The organism is Mesorhizobium sp. WSM4815 (genome assembly GCF_055811575.1).
This window is the reverse complement of sequence record NZ_JBVVQS010000102.1, coordinates 249,448-266,255: the sequence shown is the minus strand read 5'-3', so window position 1 is coordinate 266,255 and position 16,808 is coordinate 249,448. Positions and strand designations below refer to the sequence as shown.

Genomic DNA, 16,808 nt, shown 5'->3' with positions numbered 1-16,808 from the left:
CGCGACCGAACCGGTCACACACCCGACTGTCCTTGCCCGCAGTATTGCGCGCCACGTCGGTGCTGAGACTTCCCGTGTCAAGACACCTGTCATTGCGAGAGACGGCAAACCGTTTTGCGTTATCGCGGATTTGCGGCTGCCGCCCGAAACCGCGTCAGCCGCGCCGTTTGGCATATGGTCCGAAGGCCGGCCGGAACTGTCGCCGATCCGCGCCTTTGATGCGCGCGCGCCTCCGCTTCTCACGGCGTGAACCTGGCCGCGACCGCGGCCCTAGACTCGCAAAACTTTCACATCGCGTTCCGTTCGTCGCGTTGCTCGCCGATCGGAACGCCAAAGCTCTTGTCGGAGGCGGTTTGCGCCCGATATGGGCTGAACGGACAAGAACATGCTGCATTTTTCGCGCTGGAAGACCATTCTCATCTGGCTGACGGTCCTGGCCGGTATTCTTTACGCAGCTCCCAATCTGGTTCCCGCCTCCACTCTGGCATCGCTGCCGAATTGGCTGCCAAAGCAGCAGCTGACGCTGGGGCTCGACCTGCAGGGCGGCTCGCACATCCTGCTCCAGATCGATCGGCAGGACCTTGCCAACGAACGTCTCGAATCGGCACGCGACGAGGTCCGCACATCACTGCGCGATGCCCAGATCGGCTATACCGGGCTTGCCGGCACCGCCAATTCCATCCAAGTCCGCATTCGCGACCAAGGTCAGATCGAAGCGGCGAAAAGCGCGCTCGAAAGATTGGCGCAGCCGATCTCGACGGGCATGTTCATGAGCGGCTCGGTGACCGAGATGGAGATGACCGAGCCGGAACCGGGCCTGCTGCGCTTCACGCTGACCGAAGCCGGGATCGACTACCGGATCGCTGCGGCGCTGACCCAATCGATCGAGGTGGTGAGCCGGCGCGTCAACGAACTTGGCACGACCGAGCCGATCATCCAGCGCCAGGGATCGGACCGCATCATGGTCCAGGTGCCGGGCCTGCAGGATCCGCAGCGGCTGAAGGATATCCTCGGACAGACGGCTAAGCTGACCTTCCAGATGGTCGACCAGTCGATCCCGGTCGAGGAGGCGATCTCCGGCCGCCCGCCGGCGGGCTCGACGGTTATGTATTCGACGGAAGAGCCGCGGGTTCCGCATGTGATCGAGAACCGGATCATCGTTTCCGGCGAAAACCTTGTCGATGCGCAGGCAACCTTCGACCAGCGCACCAACGAGCCGGTGGTCTCGTTTCGCTTCGACAGCCGCGGCGCCACCCGCTTCGGTCAGGCTACCCAGGCCAATGTCGGGCGCCTGTTCGCGATCATCCTCGACAACGAGGTGATCTCCGCGCCTCAGATCCGCGAACCGATCCTGGGCGGCACCGGGCAGATATCCGGGAGTTTCACGGTGGAGAGCGCGAACGATCTTGCGGTCCTGCTGCGCGCCGGTGCACTGCCTGCCGACCTCACCATCGTCGAGGAGCGCACCGTCGGTCCGAGCCTCGGCAGCGATTCGATCGAGGCGGGCCAGTTCGCGGCAATCATCGCCGGGGTCCTCGTCGTCGGCTTCATGCTGTTCGCCTATGGGCGGCTGGGGCTGATCGCGAATATCGCGCTGCTGGCCAACGTCGCACTGATCATCGCCGTCCTGTCCGTGCTCGGGGCGACGCTGACGCTGCCTGGCATCGCCGGCATCGTGCTGACGATGGGCATGGCGGTCGACTCCAACGTCATCATCTTCGAGCGCGTCCGCGAAGAGAACCGCCAAGGGCGCTCGATCGTGCAGTCGATGGATTCCGGGTTCAAACAGGCGCTGGCGACTGTCGTCGACGCCAATGTGACGACGCTGATTGCCGCCGTCATCCTGTTCTTCCTCGGCTCGGGGCCGATCAAGGGGTTTGCCGTCACCCTCGCCATCGGCATCGTCACCACCGTGTTCACGGCGTTCACGCTGACGCGTTGGCTGGTCGCGTTCTGGCTTCGCCGGCAGCGGCCGAAAACCATGCCCGCCGGTGTCATGCGGCTGGTGCCCGACGACACGCGCGTGCCGTTCATGGCCTTCCGAAAATACGCCTTCACGCTGTCCGTGCTGTTGTCGATCGCTTCGGCGGTGCTGTTCTTCACTGTCGGCATGAACTACGGCATCGACTTCCGCGGTGGTTCGAGCATCGAGGTGCAGGCAAAGGGCCAGCAGGCCGATATCGGCGACATCCGTGAGCGGCTTACGGGTCTCGAACTGGGCGAGGTGCAGGTGCAGGAGTTCGGCTCGGCCCGGGATGTGCTGATCCGCATTGGCACCCAGGGGGGCGGCGACGTTGCCGAACAGTCCGCCGTCGAGAAGGTAAGAAGCGCGCTCGAAACCGACTACGAGTTCCGCCGCATCGAGGTCGTCGGTCCGACAGTGTCCTCCGAACTCGCGTTCAACGGCACAATGGGCGTGCTCGCCTCGCTGCTGGCGATGCTCGTCTACATCTGGATCAGGTTCGAGTGGCAGTTCGGGCTCGGCGCCATTATTTCGACGTTCCACGACGTGATCCTGATGGTCGGCTTCTACGTCGTCGCCGGCATAGAGTTCAATTTGACCTCGATTGCCGCGATCCTGACTATTGTCGGCTATTCCATCAACGATACGGTTGTCGTCTATGACCGGGTCCGCGAGAATCTGCGCCGCTATAAAAGGATGCCGATTGCCGAGCTGCTGGACCTGTCGATGAACCAGACGCTGGCGCGAACGGTCCTGACCGGCGTGACCACGCTGTTTGCGCTGGCGGCGCTTTCGATCTGGGGCGGCGAGGTGATCCAGTCCTTCACGGTCGCAATGATCTTCGGCATCCTCGCCGGGACCTATTCCTCCATCTTCGTCGCCGGGCCGCTGCTGATCCTGTTCAAGCTCCGGCCGGGCGCCCTCAGCCAGGAGGAAGCCGCAGTGGCGAAAGAGCCGCCGGCGCAACAGGCCTTGTAATGGGCGGTGCCATCTCTTTGGGTCCGCTGTAGCTTTTGATCTGGCGCATGATCGCTTGCGAAATCGATTCCGATTTTCGGGGTCATGCGCCAACTGGCTAGACCGCATCGCCTCGTTGCCGTGCAACCAGTCTATCATCTTGGCGACCGGCAAGAACGGCGGCGGCGCTGAACCTTGGGAGGTTCTGGGCGCGGCAATTTCGTCGTGAATGCCGGCACAAGCGTCAGCGGCCTGCGCGGCCGCCTGCTCCAGGCTGACACCCGGGACGAGCGGGTCCGCGTGACGGTGCTCGAGCCGCCATTCGCGTTCGTCCGAGCGATGCACCGCTCAGCCGGCAGAATTGCATGTTGATCTTGATGAAGCCAATGATATGATTTCAGGAATATGCTGAATGAAATTGATCTTTCGCGCACCGATCTCAATCTCCTCGTCCTCTTCGAGGCCGTGCTCGGAGAAGGCCACGTGGGCCGGGCGGCGGACCGGCTTAACCTGACGCCATCGGCAGTCAGTCACGGACTCGGCCGGCTGCGCCGGCTCCTCAACGATCCGCTGTTCCTGAGAACGCCCAAGGGCGTGGTGCCGACGGCGCGTGCAACGGAACTCGCCGCGCCGATCGCCGACGTTCTGGCGCGCGTGCGCAGCGTGATGGCGACTGCCGCGCCCTTCGATCCCGCCACGGCCATGCGCCGGTTCGCAATCGGCGCACCGGACGGTGTCTCAGCCGTGATCCTGCGCCCGCTCCTCGCCGAACTCAGCCGGATTGCGCCACGCATCGACGTCGGCGTGCGTCAGATCTTGCCCTCGCCAGCCCGCGTCTGGCGGAGCGCGATTGTCGATCTCGAGGCGCACGCCATCGATATCGCGATCATTCCGTCCGATGACATCCCTCCTCGCTTCGAAAAGCGGTGCATCTACGAAGAGGACTTTGTCATTGCCATGGGCCCTGGACATCCGTTCGCGCGTGATCCGAGCCTGGAGCGATACTGCCGCATGCAGCATCTGGTCGTCTCGGACAGCGGCGATCCTTACGGCTTCGTCGATGAACATCTGGCCAAGCAAGGCCGGGCGCGACGGGTTGCGTTGACGGTTCCGAACTTCATGTTTGCGCTCGCGGTCATCGCCGAGACCGACCTCATCTCAGCCCTGCCGCGGCGGTTCGTTGCCATGCATGCGGCGCGTTTCGGCGTGCTGAGCCTCGATGCCCCGTTGCCGTTGCCCGGCTTCCGGCTCAACGCCGTCGCTCCCAAGGTCGCGATGATGGATGCGGGCGTGGCATGGCTCTTCGATCTGCTTGCGGAGCAGACTGCGCAGAAGCGCCACAGCGGCTTGCCCGCACGAAGTCGGCGATCATAGCTCGGAAAGCTTCGTCGGCGCCGCCAGCGTGGATGAAACTGACAATTGCGTTTCCCCTGCAGCGCTACTCCGCGGGAGTTGGGAAGTGCTTTCCAAGCCGGGTTCGCCATTTTGGCTCCTCCCGTTTTGCGATGCTTGCTGCATCGACCGATGCGATCGCCGGCAGCATCTTTTTTACTGATTCTCCTTTCCTTGCGGTTTGGCTGGTGACGGATGCGCCGTCACGACAAGGCGATGCGACCGTCCCTGCGGCGCGGTTTCGTCGTGATAGCGTGCCGCCAGCGTGGTGATGGCCTCAGTCAATTCACGCGTGAACGAGGCGCGGTCGGCGGCGGAGCGGAAGCGGATTTCGGTGTCGATCGCCAAGGTCGCCAAGCGCTTGCCGGCATCGGTGGCGGCGCGCTGGAGAGCTCCGATCTCCCGCACCAGCCGGGCGCCGAGCGCGATCAGGTAGCTTGCCGACAGGCGGTCCGGGGTGCGGTCCGGATCGGCGCCGACCGGACCCAGTGCGCTCGTCGAGACGACATAGCTTGTGGCGCTCGCCACCATGAGCCGCTCCGTCAGGCCACCCCATTTGCGCGTGTCTGCAACTTGGACAAGCCCGTGCTCCTCCAGAGCATGCAGGTGGTAATTGATCTTCTGCCGCTTGAGGCCGAGGCGTGTGGCGAGGGTAGCGGCCGAGGCCGGCTCGCGCAGTTCTGAGAGGAGTTGACTCCGAACGGGCTCCAACGCGGCGGCGGCCGCGCTCGGCCGATCTATGACTTCGATATCGAGCATGCATGCCCCATTGACAATCTTTCCTGTCAATGCCGTTGACGAGTGTAATTGTCAAGAGCGAAAGGGCCGCTTCGTCCGAACTGTCCAGATGGCATGCGGCTGCAGCAAGCGAGCCAGCTATCGCCCACTGCGGAAGTCGATGCGTCCCGCAGACGGCCCCGCACGGGGCAATTGCAATGACGGTGCCGTTCGTTGTAGCCATTGCGACCGCTTGATTTTGGAGGAGACGCAGCATGGACCGATTCACTGGCGGTTGCCTGTGCGGCAACGTCCGGATTGTGGCGTCGGGACTCCCGTACCGGGTCGGTATTTGTCATTGTCTCGACTGCCGCAAGCATCATGGCGCCCTTTTTCACGCTTCCGCGGTGTTCCCCCAGGATGCGGTGACGATCGAAGGCGAAACGCGCGACTACGCCGGGCGGTTTTTCTGCCCCCGCTGCGGCTCGACAATTTTCGGACGCACCGCAGACGAAATCGAAGTGAACCTGGGATCCCTGGACTCCCCTGACCAACTGATGCCAACCTACGAAAGCTGGATCATCCGTCGCGAGTCCTGGTTGCCGCCGTTTCCGCTGACCAGACGGTACGAGCGCGATCGTGACGCCACGAGTCGCTTTGAGGAATAGGTCGCACGAACGGTGCGAAGGCGTTTGAGAGGCCGGCGCCTCACTCCGGAAGACCGGCCTTGCGGAAGCCGTCGACGAAATGCTCGAGCGTCGCAGCGTCGCGGAATGGCTCCGTCGCGGCCCAGTGGCGCGTGGTGAAATGCGGGTTGCCGACGAGGAACAGTTCGGCCTCTGCGCGCGCCTCGTCGAGCCGGCCCAGCTGGGCAAGGCTTGCCGCCAGGAAGCGGCGTGAGCTTGTACGATACGTCTCGTCGCTGCGCAGTGTTTCGACAGCGGCCTCGTATTGGCCGGCCGCATATTGCGCTTGGCCGAGCGTCAGATCGTACCAACTTGCCGGAAACGGGTTCAGCCGGAACGCTTTGCGAATGTGCTCAAGGCCTTCCTCGACCCGACCGGCCAGGACCGCGATGTCGGACAATGCCGCCCAGGCATCGGCCTCGTTCGGGTCGAGCTCGATCGCCCTGGCGAATTCCGCATCCGCCTCGGCGAAGCTGCGCTCATAGGCAAGCAGGTAAGCCAAAACCCAACGGCAGCCGGCATCGTTCGGGTCGATCGCCACGGCTTTGCGCGCCAGTTCCAACGCAACGCTACGGGACGTTTCGGTAGGTCCGCCGGAATGCACCCATCCCATCCAGTGGTTCATGGCAATCCAGCGATAGGCCTCAGCATATTCCGGATCGAGCGAAACCGCGCGGGTGAGCATCAGATGCGCTTCGCGCGCCGTCTGCGGCGTGTCATCCATCAGCTTGCGCGCCCGCACGCAGAGATCGTAGGCCTCAAGACTTTTGGGCCGGTTGCGCGGCGGCGGTGCGCGCAGCCTGCCGAGCAACGCCTCGACGATCTTGCCGGTGACCTCGTCCTGAACGGCAAATATGTCTTCAAGGCTGCGATCGAAGCGCTCCGCCCATAGATGGTCGCCGCTCACTGCGTCGACCAGCTGGGCGTTGATGCGCACGCGCCCCGCAGCACGTCGTGCGCTCCCCTCCAGCAGGTAGCGCACGCCGAGATCCTGCGCGATATCGCGCACGTCCATCGCCTTTCCCTTGTAGGCGAAGGCCGAGTTGCGTGCGATGACGAACAGCCCGGAGATCCTGGACAGGTCGGTGATCAGGTCTTCGGTCAAGCCATCCGCGAAGGATTCCTGCTCGGGATCGTTGCTGACATTGACGAAGGGCAGCACCGCTATCGATGGCTTGCCGGGCAGCGGCAAAGGTTTTCGCTTCGCGCCGAGCTGTTCGACGGGCCCCGTGAAGCGGTAGCCGACGCGCGGAACCGTGGCGATCCATTCGCCGCCCCCATTACCGCCATCTGCAGCCGGGCCAAGCAGCTTTCGCAGCAGCGCGATCTGTACGGTGAGGTTGCCTTCCTCGACGGCCGTGCCCGGCCACGCCGCATCCATCAACTCGGCTTTGCTCAAGATTTCACCGGCTCGTCCAACGAGCGCCGCAAGCAGCTTTAGCCCGCGGTAGCCTACGGCAACGGGGACATCGTTGCGAAGCAGCGTTCCCGCACCGGGATCAAGCACGAACGGACCAAAGGCGAAGCGCGATCCCTGCATGCGGCGTATCTATAGCCCGTTTGGAAGTTTTGAGAACTATTTGGCAGAGCTTAATTACGACACTGTTCGTATCCTGCAGAATTCAGCCTCTTTCAGGTCAAAGGTCCCTGGACCTCAAACCTATGGAGGTTGCTATGAACGATACTCTTGCATCGGCCCCGCATCAGGCAGGGGGAACGCCGGTGGAGCCGGCGGGAATATTGCGTCGGCAACACAGCCTGGCGACCCTGAGAAGCATTATCGCGGCGTGGGACGACCGGAAACGCTTTCGCTGGGAACTTGAGCAAATGGCGAAGGACAATCCCCATTTGATCGACGACATCGGTCTGACGAGACGGCAGGTCGAGGCAGAGATCGCCAAGCCCTTCTGGCGACGATGATCCTCGTCGCCGCAAGGTCGCGAAGCCGATGACCGTCATCCTCGTCCTGGGTGGCCAAAAATTTCGGAACGATGCGAGAAGCTGGGCCGCCGATCCGATGCCAAGATCGGGCCTTGGCATGCGTCAGCGGCCCGGCTTCTTCCTTAGTCCTCGTCGTCTTCATCGGTGTAGCGGTCGCGATAGCGGCGACGATCATAGTCCTTGTAACGACGGGAGGATCGGTCCTCCTGGTAAACCCTGCGTTTGACGTAGGTCTCACAATAGTCATCTTCACAGTAGGTCTCGACAATCCGCTCACGCACAACGCCGTTGTTCGACGAGCTATTCGAGCTGGTGTTCGAGGACTGGCTGCCGGCATGGGCAACGACTGTCGCCATCATCGTCGCTGATGTCACCAGTAGGAACTTCATACGCATGGCTGCCTCCATTTTTGGCTAGATAGCGCAACTCAAAGCCAAGTCGAGGTGAACTCAACGGCATGCGGAGCGTGCACTGCAGTCCAGCCCAAAGTGTGGCTTGGCGCGCCGGACAGGATGAAACTGGGGTCTCGTACATTGTTGCTGCGCCTTTCTGAGATCACCGCTCGGAGCGGTCCGACTTGCGCCCCATAAACTGCCCTCGCCGCCCCAGCCAAGATCGGACCAACCGGTCATTGGTCAAGGGGAAGCGAAGTGACCTCCATGCAGAATTCGAGCGCTCATCGGCTTCGGCGCAACCCGGCCGCGCCACTCCTGGGCGCGAGGGCTCAGGGTAGCGGGATTGGCTTGTCACTGAGTGTGCGCAAGTAGGCAATTATGTTTGTTCTTTCAGTCTCGTCCGGAGCACCCGGCACTTCCATGTAAACGCCCGGCGTCGTGAGCATGGGCTCAAGCAGAAATTTGTTCAGGTCCTCATATGTCCAGACACCCTGCCATGCCAGCAAGGCGTCAGAGTAACGCCTCTTGGCCACAGATGCTTTGTCGCGACCGACGACGTTCCACAAAGTCGGTCCCTGATTGCCCCCTTCGTCCGGCACGGCATTGTGGGAGTAGGCACAGAGGCGGGAGAAGGAGGCTCGGCCTTTCTCCACGTCGGCGGCAGCCAACTTCTTCGCGATCGGGGCTGGCGTTGGCAAGATGACGCCGTGCGCGATGAGATAATCAGCCACTTCGCGTTGCCCCTTGAATTTCGCCAGATGGAGCGGTGTCTTGCCGTCCTTTGTCTTCGCATTCACATCCGCGCCGGCCTCAACCAGTGCCTTCACGCAATCGAGGCAACCGGACTCTGGCGGCGATGTGAAGGGCGTTTTCGCGGTTGCGCTGCGAATTTGGATTTGCGCCCCTCTCCAGCAACAGATTGATCAAATCGATCCGGCGTTTTGCCAGAGCCGGCATGAGGGCAGGACCCAAACCCGGCGTCGGGGCGGCGTTGACGTCGGCACCGCGTTCGATGAGCAGTTTTGCCGCCGCAAAATGCCCGCCCCTGACCGCAAGATAGAGTGGTGTGGCTTGCCCATCGCTCTCATCGACATCGGCGCCTGCGTCGAGCGCTGCCGCAATCGCCGCGACATCGCCCGTTTTCGCGGCGTCGTGGATGGCGGCGGCATGCGATGCAATCGGTGCAAGCACCAACAGAATGAACAGCAAAACCCCGCGCATCCGGCACCCCACTGTCAAACTGGAGGACGGCCAACAAGGCGCTGGTTCGACAGTTCGTCGACGATATCCTCGTCATCGACCGTTGGAAAGTCTCGTCGGGTATATCGTCAGCGACGTGAAAGTGCGAACCGCAGTCGCTTCATCGCCGCGATCATTCCGGCTGACCCGAGCAATGGAACTGTTCACCCCAGCGGCATAAGCCCTCTGCCCCGGCACAGAGCGTCGATCCGCTTTCCGTCAACGAATAGACGACCTTCGCCGGAGTACCCGGATGGACTTTTCGGTTCACAAGCCCGTCTGCCTCGAGTTCTCGCAGCTGCTGCGTCAGCATCTTTTCGCTGATCGCCGGAATTGACTGCCGCAGCCGGCCGAACCTGCGTGGTGTCGCGCCGAGTTCGCAGATGATGTCCAGCTTCCACTTGCCGGAGACCATCTTTATCGCGGTTGCAAAACCATTCTCGGTGGGTTTGTTCACCTTGCCCTCCTTACCGGCAGGTAACCACTTACGCATCCGTGCGTATTGGTGTCGCGCTTCCCAAATCATAGCTCTCCCTCGGACGACAAGCGAGCCGAGCGTTGCGCCAATCAAAATATGGATGTCGGAATGATGCCTGCAATCGGTGCCTGGACACTGGACGTATGGGATAGGCGCTCGCCCGCGCGCTGCTTGAAGCGGAATATCGCACGACCGTCCGGGACAGGACAGCAAAAGGGACAGGAAGGCGATCCAAGCCTTCATCATCAACCAATCATGGGACGCCTCTGAAAAGCGAACTGCTTCGCCGGCGCGAAACAACAAATCACGTCGGCGAGGCTCGATTGACGACCGCTGGAAGCGGTGGCGGTTTCATGACCAACAGTATTTTTAGGAGAAAAAGCATGAGGAATGCAAAACCGGATACAATGCAGGCCGCCGCCATCGACCGGTTCGGTGGAGCCGAGTTGGTTACTGCGCGAGCCGTGCCAGTGCCCGACGTCGGGCCGAGCGATGTGCTAATCCGCGTCGAAGTGGCGGGCGTGGCCTCGTGGGACGCGCTCGAGCGTGAGGGTGGCTACGACGGGGCTTTCGGAATGCCGTCGACGTTCCCCTATGTGCTTGGCTGGGACTGCGCGGGCGCAGTCGTCGCCGTTGGCAGCCAGGTTAGCCGCTTTAGGGAAGGCGACCGGGTGTACGCTGCATCCATGCCACTTCCCAAGGGTGGAACCTATGCCACCTACGCAGTAACGGATGCGGACAATGTCTCGCTCATCCCCGCCAAGCTCACGATCGAGCAAGCCGGCGTCATGGGCTGGGATGCGTTGACCGCGCTCAGCGGCCTGGAACAGATCGGCCTAAAGCAGGGTGATACAATAATGATTTTTGGCGCCAGCGGCGGTATCGGGCACATGGCCATCCAACTCGCAAAACGATTGGGCGCCCGCGTATTGGCGGTGGCTTCGGGCGATGACGGCGTGGCGCTATCAAAGCGGCTGGGCGCCGATGCCGTCGTCAACGGGCGCAAGGACGACGTGGTGGCGGCCGCTCGTGAGTTCGCCGCCGGCGGCCTCGACGCTGCCCTTGTCACCGTAGGCGGTGAGGCGGCCGACCGCGCGCTGACGTCAGTGCGCGACGGCGGTCGGGTCGCCTGCCCGCACGGCGCGATGCCCGACCCAAAAGTCCGGCCCGGCGTGGAGCTCATTCGCTACAACGGCGCACGCAGCCGGGCCGCGACCGACAAGCTTAACCGCCTGATCGACTCTGGCCCGTTCGACGTCCATGTCGCCCGTACATTCCCGTTCGACAGGGTTGTCGATGCGCACCGAGCGCTTGCCACCCACTACGTCGGCAAGCTCGCTTTGCGGGTGAGTTGAGCAAAGGGTGGATCCATCAGACATCACCAGGCGTTGCGACGGCGGAACAGGATTGTGACAGCCATGGAAATGTCTGGCGCTTTCCCATCCGCCGATCGCCGCTGATCTGCCAGAAACAAAAAAATGTGCTGCCGTTTGCGGTCACCGACTATCGGCTGCAAATGGCGCGTCGGAGAGGATGAAACTGCGCACCGCTATGTCATTGCTGCGCCCATTGATTTCTAACTAAGATCACTTCTCGGAGCGGAGGATCGGCTTTGCGCCACTTGCCGACCTCAGCACCTCTAAGCGCGAACGTCTGGTGTGATGCGGGCGTTGGTAGGGCATCTCGCTGTTACATCGCGGTGACAAAGCACCCGCCACGGTGGCGTCAACCGGTTACACAGAGCAGGAAATATCTCCGGCCTTCTGGGAGTGGTCAGCGTCCCCAGAGACTGCGTGGGCGGGTCGTCGGTTGGCTGTTAGCGCGGCGACTGGAACGCTCCACGCCTCGCAAGCGGGATAGCGAAGTCTCGTGAAGGCAAGGTCAGCTGCGTTCTCCGTTCTGTATCGGCGGCGACTGGGAGAGATGGATACCATGCACGTAGGGCGTCCGGAAGTTAGCAGGACATGGACGCGGGGCGGCCCGCGTGCTGGCGCTTGGCTGAGCGGTGCAATAACCACGCAGCGCCGCCTCGCAGCGATCCTGGCTTGCGACGTGGTCGGCTATTCGCGCCTGACGGAGCGCGACCAGCGCGGCACGCTCGAGCGGCTGAAGATCTACCGCAAGGACCTCCTCGAACCGCTGGTCTCCGAGCACCAGGGTCGGATCGTCAAGCTCACCGGCGACGGCATGCTGTGCGAGTTCGCGAGCGTCGTTTACGCGGTGACCTCGGCGATGGCGATCCAGCAGGCCCTGGCAGAACACGAGGCGGAGACGCCCGAGGAAGAGCGGATTCGCTTCCGCATCGGCGTCAATCTCGGCGACGTGGTCTGCGAGGAGGACGGCGACCTCTACGGCGACGGGGTCAACATCGCCGCCCGCCTCGAAAGCATCGCGGACCCCGGCACCGTGGTCGTCTCGGGCACCGCCTACGACCACCTTCAGGGCAAGCTCGACTGCGGCTTCACGCCGCTCGGCGACCTGCGTCTCAAGAACATCGAGCGGCCTGTGCGCGCCTACCGCGTCGAGACCGACGCCAGCGCCTCGGCGGCTGCACTGCCTCCCCTGCCCGACAAACCCTCGATCCGGTTCTGCCTTTCACCAACATGAGCGGCGACCCCGACCAGGAATACTTCGCCGACGGGCTGGTGGAGGACATCATCACGGGATTGAGCCGGGTGAACTCCTTCTTCGTGATCGCCCGCAACTCGTCCTTCACCTACAAGGGCCGGGCGGTGGACCTGCGCCAGGTCGGGCGCGAGCTGGGCGTTCGCTACGTGCTCGAAGGCAGCATCCGCAGAGCAGGATCGCGGGTGCGCATCAGTGGGCAGTTGGTGGACGCGATCAGCGGACACCATGTCTGGGCCGACCGCTTCGAGGGCGACGTGAGCGACATCTTCGACCTGCAGGACAAGGTGACCGAGAGCGTCGTCGGCGCCGTCGAGCCGAGCATCCTGCTGCAGGAGATCAAGCAGGCGCGCATGAAGCCGACCGACTACATCAGCGCCTACGACCTCTACCTTCGCGCGCTGCCGCGCTTCTACAGCATGACGCGCGAAGGCTTTGCCGACGTGCGCCGGCTCACCAACGAGGCGCTCAGCATCGACCCCAGCTTCAACTTGGCGAAGGCACTCGGCGCCTATATCCGCAGCCTATCCGTAAGCCAGTGCTGGCACGAGCCCGACGATATCCGAGTCGCCGCGCGCATGGCGCGCGAGGTATTGGCTGAAGCGCGCGACGACCCCACGAGCCTACGCTTCGCCGCGCAGGTGATCGCCTACAGCGCGAAGGACTACGAGATGGCGCTGGGCACGATCGAACGATCCCTGCTACTCAACCCCAATTCGGCGCAAGGCCATACGGGCAGCGGCTGGGTGAACGCACATTCCAGCCGCCCGCTCGTCGCGATCGAGCACTTTCACAGGGCAATGCGGCTGAGCCCGGTCGACCCCGAGAAGGGCATCGCGCTCTCCGGCATCGGGATGAGCTACCTGATGCTCGAGCGCTACGAAGAAGCGCTGGCATGGGGAGAGCGCGCGCTGCACGAGATGCCGAACTACGGCTCCTCGCACCGGGTGGTGATCATGGCGCTGGTCAAACTCAACCGGCTGGATGAGGCGCAGGCGGCGGCGCGGCGGCTGATGGAGGCGTTCCCGACCTACACGCTCACCCTGCAGAGACAGATCAACCCGTGGCGAGACAAGGTATTCGCCGAGAGTTACGTCGAGGCGCTGGGCATCTCCGGCGTGCCGGAGTGATCGTCGCGGTTGCAAAGATGCCCTCTCCTGCGCGTCACGTCCGGCCAGGCGACGTCCCTTGATCCCGCGTCGCTTCTGGAAGGACAGTTCTCTGGCCGGCTTGTCCGAGGACTGAGCGTAGAGCAGCAGTGAACAGCAGCTCTCTGTTAGGTTCGCGCCGTACTCCGGTTTCCACCCTGACGAGACCTACCGACGGTCCAGACAAAAGTCGCCGTTGGGTCAGAACTCAACGTCGCGACACGATTTTGGAATGTACTGCCGATTGGCGCGCCCGAAGAGATGCGAACTCCTGACCCTCGATTCGTAGCTACTAAGTCAAAATAGTTATTCTAAATCAATTACCTGTTAAAACATGGTTTTCCGGAAGCCCTGGAAAACCATGTTTTCGGATCGCCTATAGAGTAGAGGCTGCGTCTCGCCCACGGTTCAGTTCAGCGAATCAATCCAGCGGTTGCCGATTGAGCAGCATGGAATCGCCGAATTCATGCGCGCGGTATCGGTGCGCGGCGAAGGCTGCGGAGGCCTCGGCGAGCCGAGCATCGTCGGCAAAGGCGCGCAGGAGCTCGAAATGGCTTTCGCCCGGCTGGTGGACGCCTGTGAGAATCGCATCGACCACGCGAAGCGGCGTGTCCCGCGCGACGCGGCCCGTCGCAATGCCATTTCCTGCACGCACGCTGCCATCGGGATTGGCGGCCGCCTCAAGCGCGCGCACCACGCTCGTGCCGACCGCGATGATGCGGCTGCCGCGCAGCTTTGCCCGCGCGACCTGCGCGGCGGTGTGCTCGGGGATGCGGTATGGCTCGTCGAAGGGAAGGCGCGAGTCGAGCGCGTGATCCCCGGTGGAGGAAATGCCCGCGGCATGCGTGAGTGTTGCGAAGCCGACATCATGCCGCCGCCAGCTTTGAAGTGTGCGCCAGTCGAGCGCAAAGCCTGCCGATGGCGCCTCGAACGCGATCGGCCGGGCGGCAATCTTCGTCCAAACATCCCAAAGTGCCAACGGCTCGGGAACATGCGCGTATTGGATCGGCCGGCCGTGCTGCGCCAGTCCTGCAAGCACAGCTGCGCGGTTGCCCAAGAAGCGCAGCTCGAGAAGGCGGGTATGGTCGAGAAGGCGCTCCACAACGGCTTCAAGCGGGCCGAGCCGGAGGCGATTGCCCGGTGACAGTGGAGGCGCAGGCAGCCGATCTTCGGTGCGCGTGCGGTGATCGCCCGCGCCGAAGGCAATCGCCACGAAACGCGTTGGATCGGCAAGTGACAGCCAGCCCGCCAGGCGGATCTCGATCGCTTCACTGCTGGGGACATGCGTGCCGTGCAAGCTGGCAGGCAAGGTCGCGGCGTCATTGGCGACGACCAGGTCGTCGGGCTCGAACAGCTTCGCGAGGTCAGCGCGCGGCAGGTCGGTCATCGCGCCGTCCGCCATGACGACCAACAGCCTGGCGGAGCGCCGATCCGGATGGTCGGCGGCAATCATCCACGTGCCACGGCGCGGGGCGCTGCGCCAGCCGGCAACGCGTCAAGCAGCTTTTCAATGATCTCGGCAGCTGCCAGATCGGGGTGCTTCAAGGTGGCCGGATCGGCATCAGGAAGCGCCAGCGCGTGCAGCGGGGTGTCCATATCGCCGGGGTCGAGCGCGAGGAACCTTAGGCCATCGTCTTTCGCCTCCTCGTCCCAGATCGCCGTCAGATGGGCAAGAGCGGCCTTGCTCGCGCCATACGCGCCCCAGCCAGGATAGGCGTTCACCGCCGCGTCGCTGGAGATGTTGATCACCAGCGCGCCACGGCCCTCGCGCGCCGACGTGGCAAGCGCACCGAACAGCGCTTTGGTCAGGCGAAACGCGCCGACGAGATTGACCGCAAGCGCTTTTTCCAGATCCTCGCACTCGGTGTCGGCGAGCAGCGCAAGAGGCACCGGCCCGAGGCTCGATGCATTGTTGATAAGGACGTCGAGCCCGCCGAGGCTGGCGGTGACCTGCAACGCGATCGGGTAGATGTCGTGCTTCTTGCCGAGGTCGCCGACAATGCCGTGTGCGCCCGTCTCGTCAGCGATGCGCTCGACGTTTGCGGCAGTGCGTGCGACGAAGGCGACGCTCGCACCCTGCGCGGCGAGCTGCCGCACAAGCGCCAGCCCGAGGCCGGACGTGCCACCCGTGACCGCTACGCGAAGACCGTGGAAATCCATATTCGTCAGCATTACCGATGCTCCTTCCATCCGTGCAAGCCAATGCTACAAGCTCAAGTTAACTTGAGGTCAAGCGTTCATTGCGTGGATCGATGCCGACACGATAGGTCTGGCTCGAGGCGTGATCTTCCCTTCTCCCCTTGTGGGAGAAGGTGGATTGGCGCGCAGCGCCAAGACGGTTGAGGGGTGTTGGACGGAGTGCGGCGGTGCCAAGCTGGAACACCCCTCATCCGACCGAGCTTCGCTCGGCCACCTTCTCCCACAAGGGGAGAAGGGAGAGAGGTGCTGACGCCGGGTGCCGCCAGCGTTCAGCTGCGGTATTGTTCGTCGCTGACTTTCTCCAGCCATTCGACCGGCCTGCCATCAAGCGATTCCTGGATAGCGAGATGGGTCATCGCCGTGGTCGCAGACGCGCCGTGCCAATGCTTCACGCCAGGCGGAATCCAGACGACGTCACCTGGCCGGATTTCTTCTACTGGCGCGCCTTCGCGCTGGACCCGGCCGAGACCGGCCGTGACGATCAGCGTCTGGCCGAGTGGGTGCGTGTGCCAGGCGGTGCGGGCGCCAGGCTCGAACGTGACGCTGGCGCCACCGACGCGCGCCGGCTCGGGCGCCTGGAAGAGCGGATCGATGCGCACGGTCCCGGTAAAGTAATCGGCCGGCCCGGGGCCGGACGGCTGTGATCCAACTCGCGTGATCTTCATTGTCTCATTCCTTCCTTGGACAGAAGCTGCGCCAACCTGGCCTGCTGCAGCCACGGCGGCGAAAGTACTCGTCGCGGCAAGGACGTCTCTGCGGGTGATGATCATGTCTCAAGCCCCTTCGTTTTCGACGAGGTGGATCAGAGCAGCTTATCCGGCGTGATCGGCAGTTCGCGGACGCGCTTTCCGGTAGCGTGGAAAATGGCATTGGCGATCGCTGGCCCGGGGCCGGACGGCTGTGATCCAACTCGGGTGATCTTCATTGTCTCATTCCTTCCTTGGACAGAAGCTGCGCCAACCTGGCCTGCTGAAACCACGGCAGCGAAAGCACTCGTCGCGGCAAGGACGTCTCTGCGGGTGATGATCATGTCTCAAGCCCCTTCGTTTTCGACGAGGTGGATCAGAG

Annotated in this window: 17 protein-coding genes; 8 read left to right on the top strand and 9 right to left on the bottom strand. The window is 63.1% G+C overall.

Going from position 1 to position 16,808, the window contains the following annotated elements; all coding sequences use genetic code 11:
* Positions 1 to 385 precede the first annotated feature (385 nt).
* Together secDF and AC0L2B_RS30045 are read left to right on the top strand one after the other, a co-directional pair.
* Positions 386 to 2,941, top strand: a complete 2,556-nt coding sequence (secDF, locus tag AC0L2B_RS30050; RefSeq protein WP_473747967.1) for a protein translocase subunit SecDF — start codon at positions 386 to 388, stop codon at positions 2,939 to 2,941.
* A gap of 384 nt (positions 2,942 to 3,325) precedes the next feature.
* Complete coding sequence (locus AC0L2B_RS30045; RefSeq protein WP_473747966.1) at positions 3,326 to 4,294, top strand: LysR family transcriptional regulator; 969 nt, start codon at positions 3,326 to 3,328, stop codon at positions 4,292 to 4,294.
* Between the two features lie 174 nt (positions 4,295 to 4,468).
* Here the strand turns inward: AC0L2B_RS30045 and AC0L2B_RS30040 are convergent, their stop codons facing one another.
* Positions 4,469 to 5,071 (bottom strand): ArsR/SmtB family transcription factor, encoded by a 603-nt coding sequence (locus tag AC0L2B_RS30040; protein ID WP_473747965.1) that lies wholly within the window; start codon positions 5,069 to 5,071, stop codon positions 4,469 to 4,471.
* A gap of 233 nt (positions 5,072 to 5,304) precedes the next feature.
* Between AC0L2B_RS30040 and AC0L2B_RS30035 the strand changes: the two genes are divergently transcribed.
* Positions 5,305 to 5,697, top strand: coding sequence for a GFA family protein (locus AC0L2B_RS30035; RefSeq protein WP_473747964.1), 393 nt, complete (start codon positions 5,305 to 5,307; stop codon positions 5,695 to 5,697).
* Between the two features lie 40 nt (positions 5,698 to 5,737).
* Here the strand turns inward: AC0L2B_RS30035 and AC0L2B_RS30030 are convergent, their stop codons facing one another.
* A complete protein-coding gene (locus AC0L2B_RS30030) occupies positions 5,738 to 7,255 on the bottom strand; it encodes a winged helix-turn-helix domain-containing tetratricopeptide repeat protein (RefSeq protein WP_473747963.1) in 1,518 nt (505 codons plus the stop codon).
* 134 nt (positions 7,256 to 7,389) lie between these two features.
* Between AC0L2B_RS30030 and AC0L2B_RS30025 the strand changes: the two genes are divergently transcribed.
* On the top strand, positions 7,390 to 7,635 hold the full coding sequence (locus AC0L2B_RS30025; protein ID WP_287171490.1) for a DUF1127 domain-containing protein: 246 nt from the start codon (positions 7,390 to 7,392) through the stop codon (positions 7,633 to 7,635).
* A 143-nt stretch (positions 7,636 to 7,778) separates the two neighbouring features.
* Here AC0L2B_RS30025 and AC0L2B_RS30020 read toward each other — a convergent pair whose 3' ends face one another.
* The 4 genes from AC0L2B_RS30020 to AC0L2B_RS30005 form a co-directional block, all read right to left on the bottom strand.
* On the bottom strand, positions 7,779 to 8,051 hold the full coding sequence (locus AC0L2B_RS30020; protein WP_473747962.1) for a hypothetical protein: 273 nt from the start codon (positions 8,049 to 8,051) through the stop codon (positions 7,779 to 7,781).
* A 329-nt stretch (positions 8,052 to 8,380) separates the two neighbouring features.
* Positions 8,381 to 8,878 carry a c-type cytochrome gene (locus AC0L2B_RS30015; protein WP_473747961.1) on the bottom strand — a complete coding sequence of 166 codons (498 nt, stop codon included), beginning with the start codon at positions 8,876 to 8,878 and terminating at the stop codon, positions 8,381 to 8,383.
* On the bottom strand, positions 8,862 to 9,272 hold the full coding sequence (locus AC0L2B_RS30010; RefSeq protein WP_473747960.1) for an ankyrin repeat domain-containing protein: 411 nt from the start codon (positions 9,270 to 9,272) through the stop codon (positions 8,862 to 8,864). Before AC0L2B_RS30010 ends, AC0L2B_RS30015 begins: the two co-directional genes overlap by 17 nt.
* 151 nt (positions 9,273 to 9,423) lie before the next feature.
* Positions 9,424 to 10,014: a winged helix-turn-helix transcriptional regulator gene (locus tag AC0L2B_RS30005; protein ID WP_473747959.1), complete on the bottom strand. Its 591-nt coding sequence runs from the start codon at positions 10,012 to 10,014 to the stop codon at positions 9,424 to 9,426.
* A gap of 137 nt (positions 10,015 to 10,151) precedes the next feature.
* On the opposite strand from AC0L2B_RS30005, the gene AC0L2B_RS30000 reads away from it, so the two are divergent.
* The 3 genes from AC0L2B_RS30000 to AC0L2B_RS29990 all read left to right on the top strand — a co-directional run bounded on the left by AC0L2B_RS30000 (position 10,152) and on the right by AC0L2B_RS29990 (position 13,523).
* Positions 10,152 to 11,123, top strand: a complete 972-nt coding sequence (locus AC0L2B_RS30000; protein WP_473747958.1) for a quinone oxidoreductase family protein — start codon at positions 10,152 to 10,154, stop codon at positions 11,121 to 11,123.
* Positions 11,124 to 11,820: 697 nt separating this feature from the next.
* On the top strand, positions 11,821 to 12,375 hold the full coding sequence (locus AC0L2B_RS29995; RefSeq protein ID WP_473747957.1) for an adenylate/guanylate cyclase domain-containing protein: 555 nt from the start codon (positions 11,821 to 11,823) through the stop codon (positions 12,373 to 12,375).
* Complete coding sequence (locus AC0L2B_RS29990; RefSeq protein WP_473747956.1) at positions 12,372 to 13,523, top strand: tetratricopeptide repeat protein; 1,152 nt, start codon at positions 12,372 to 12,374, stop codon at positions 13,521 to 13,523. The genes AC0L2B_RS29995 and AC0L2B_RS29990 overlap by 4 nt, the downstream gene beginning before the upstream one ends.
* Positions 13,524 to 13,962: 439 nt before the next feature.
* Here the strand turns inward: AC0L2B_RS29990 and AC0L2B_RS29985 are convergent, their stop codons facing one another.
* The 3 genes from AC0L2B_RS29985 to AC0L2B_RS29975 form a co-directional block, all read right to left on the bottom strand.
* Positions 13,963 to 14,994 carry an S-adenosylmethionine:tRNA ribosyltransferase-isomerase gene (locus tag AC0L2B_RS29985; RefSeq protein WP_473747955.1) on the bottom strand — a complete coding sequence of 344 codons (1,032 nt, stop codon included), beginning with the start codon at positions 14,992 to 14,994 and terminating at the stop codon, positions 13,963 to 13,965.
* The gene (locus AC0L2B_RS29980) at positions 14,991 to 15,713 is read right to left on the bottom strand and encodes an SDR family NAD(P)-dependent oxidoreductase (protein WP_473747954.1); all 723 of its coding nucleotides are present in this window, start codon (positions 15,711 to 15,713) and stop codon (positions 14,991 to 14,993) included. Before AC0L2B_RS29980 ends, AC0L2B_RS29985 begins: the two co-directional genes overlap by 4 nt.
* Before the next feature lie 296 nt (positions 15,714 to 16,009).
* The gene (locus tag AC0L2B_RS29975; RefSeq protein ID WP_473747953.1) at positions 16,010 to 16,405 is read right to left on the bottom strand and encodes a (R)-mandelonitrile lyase; all 396 of its coding nucleotides are present in this window, start codon (positions 16,403 to 16,405) and stop codon (positions 16,010 to 16,012) included.
* 15 nt (positions 16,406 to 16,420) lie between these two features.
* On the opposite strand from AC0L2B_RS29975, the gene AC0L2B_RS29970 reads away from it, so the two are divergent.
* Positions 16,421 to 16,808, top strand: a 388-nt coding sequence (locus tag AC0L2B_RS29970) for a hypothetical protein (protein WP_473748285.1), incomplete at its 3' end; no start/stop codon positions are given.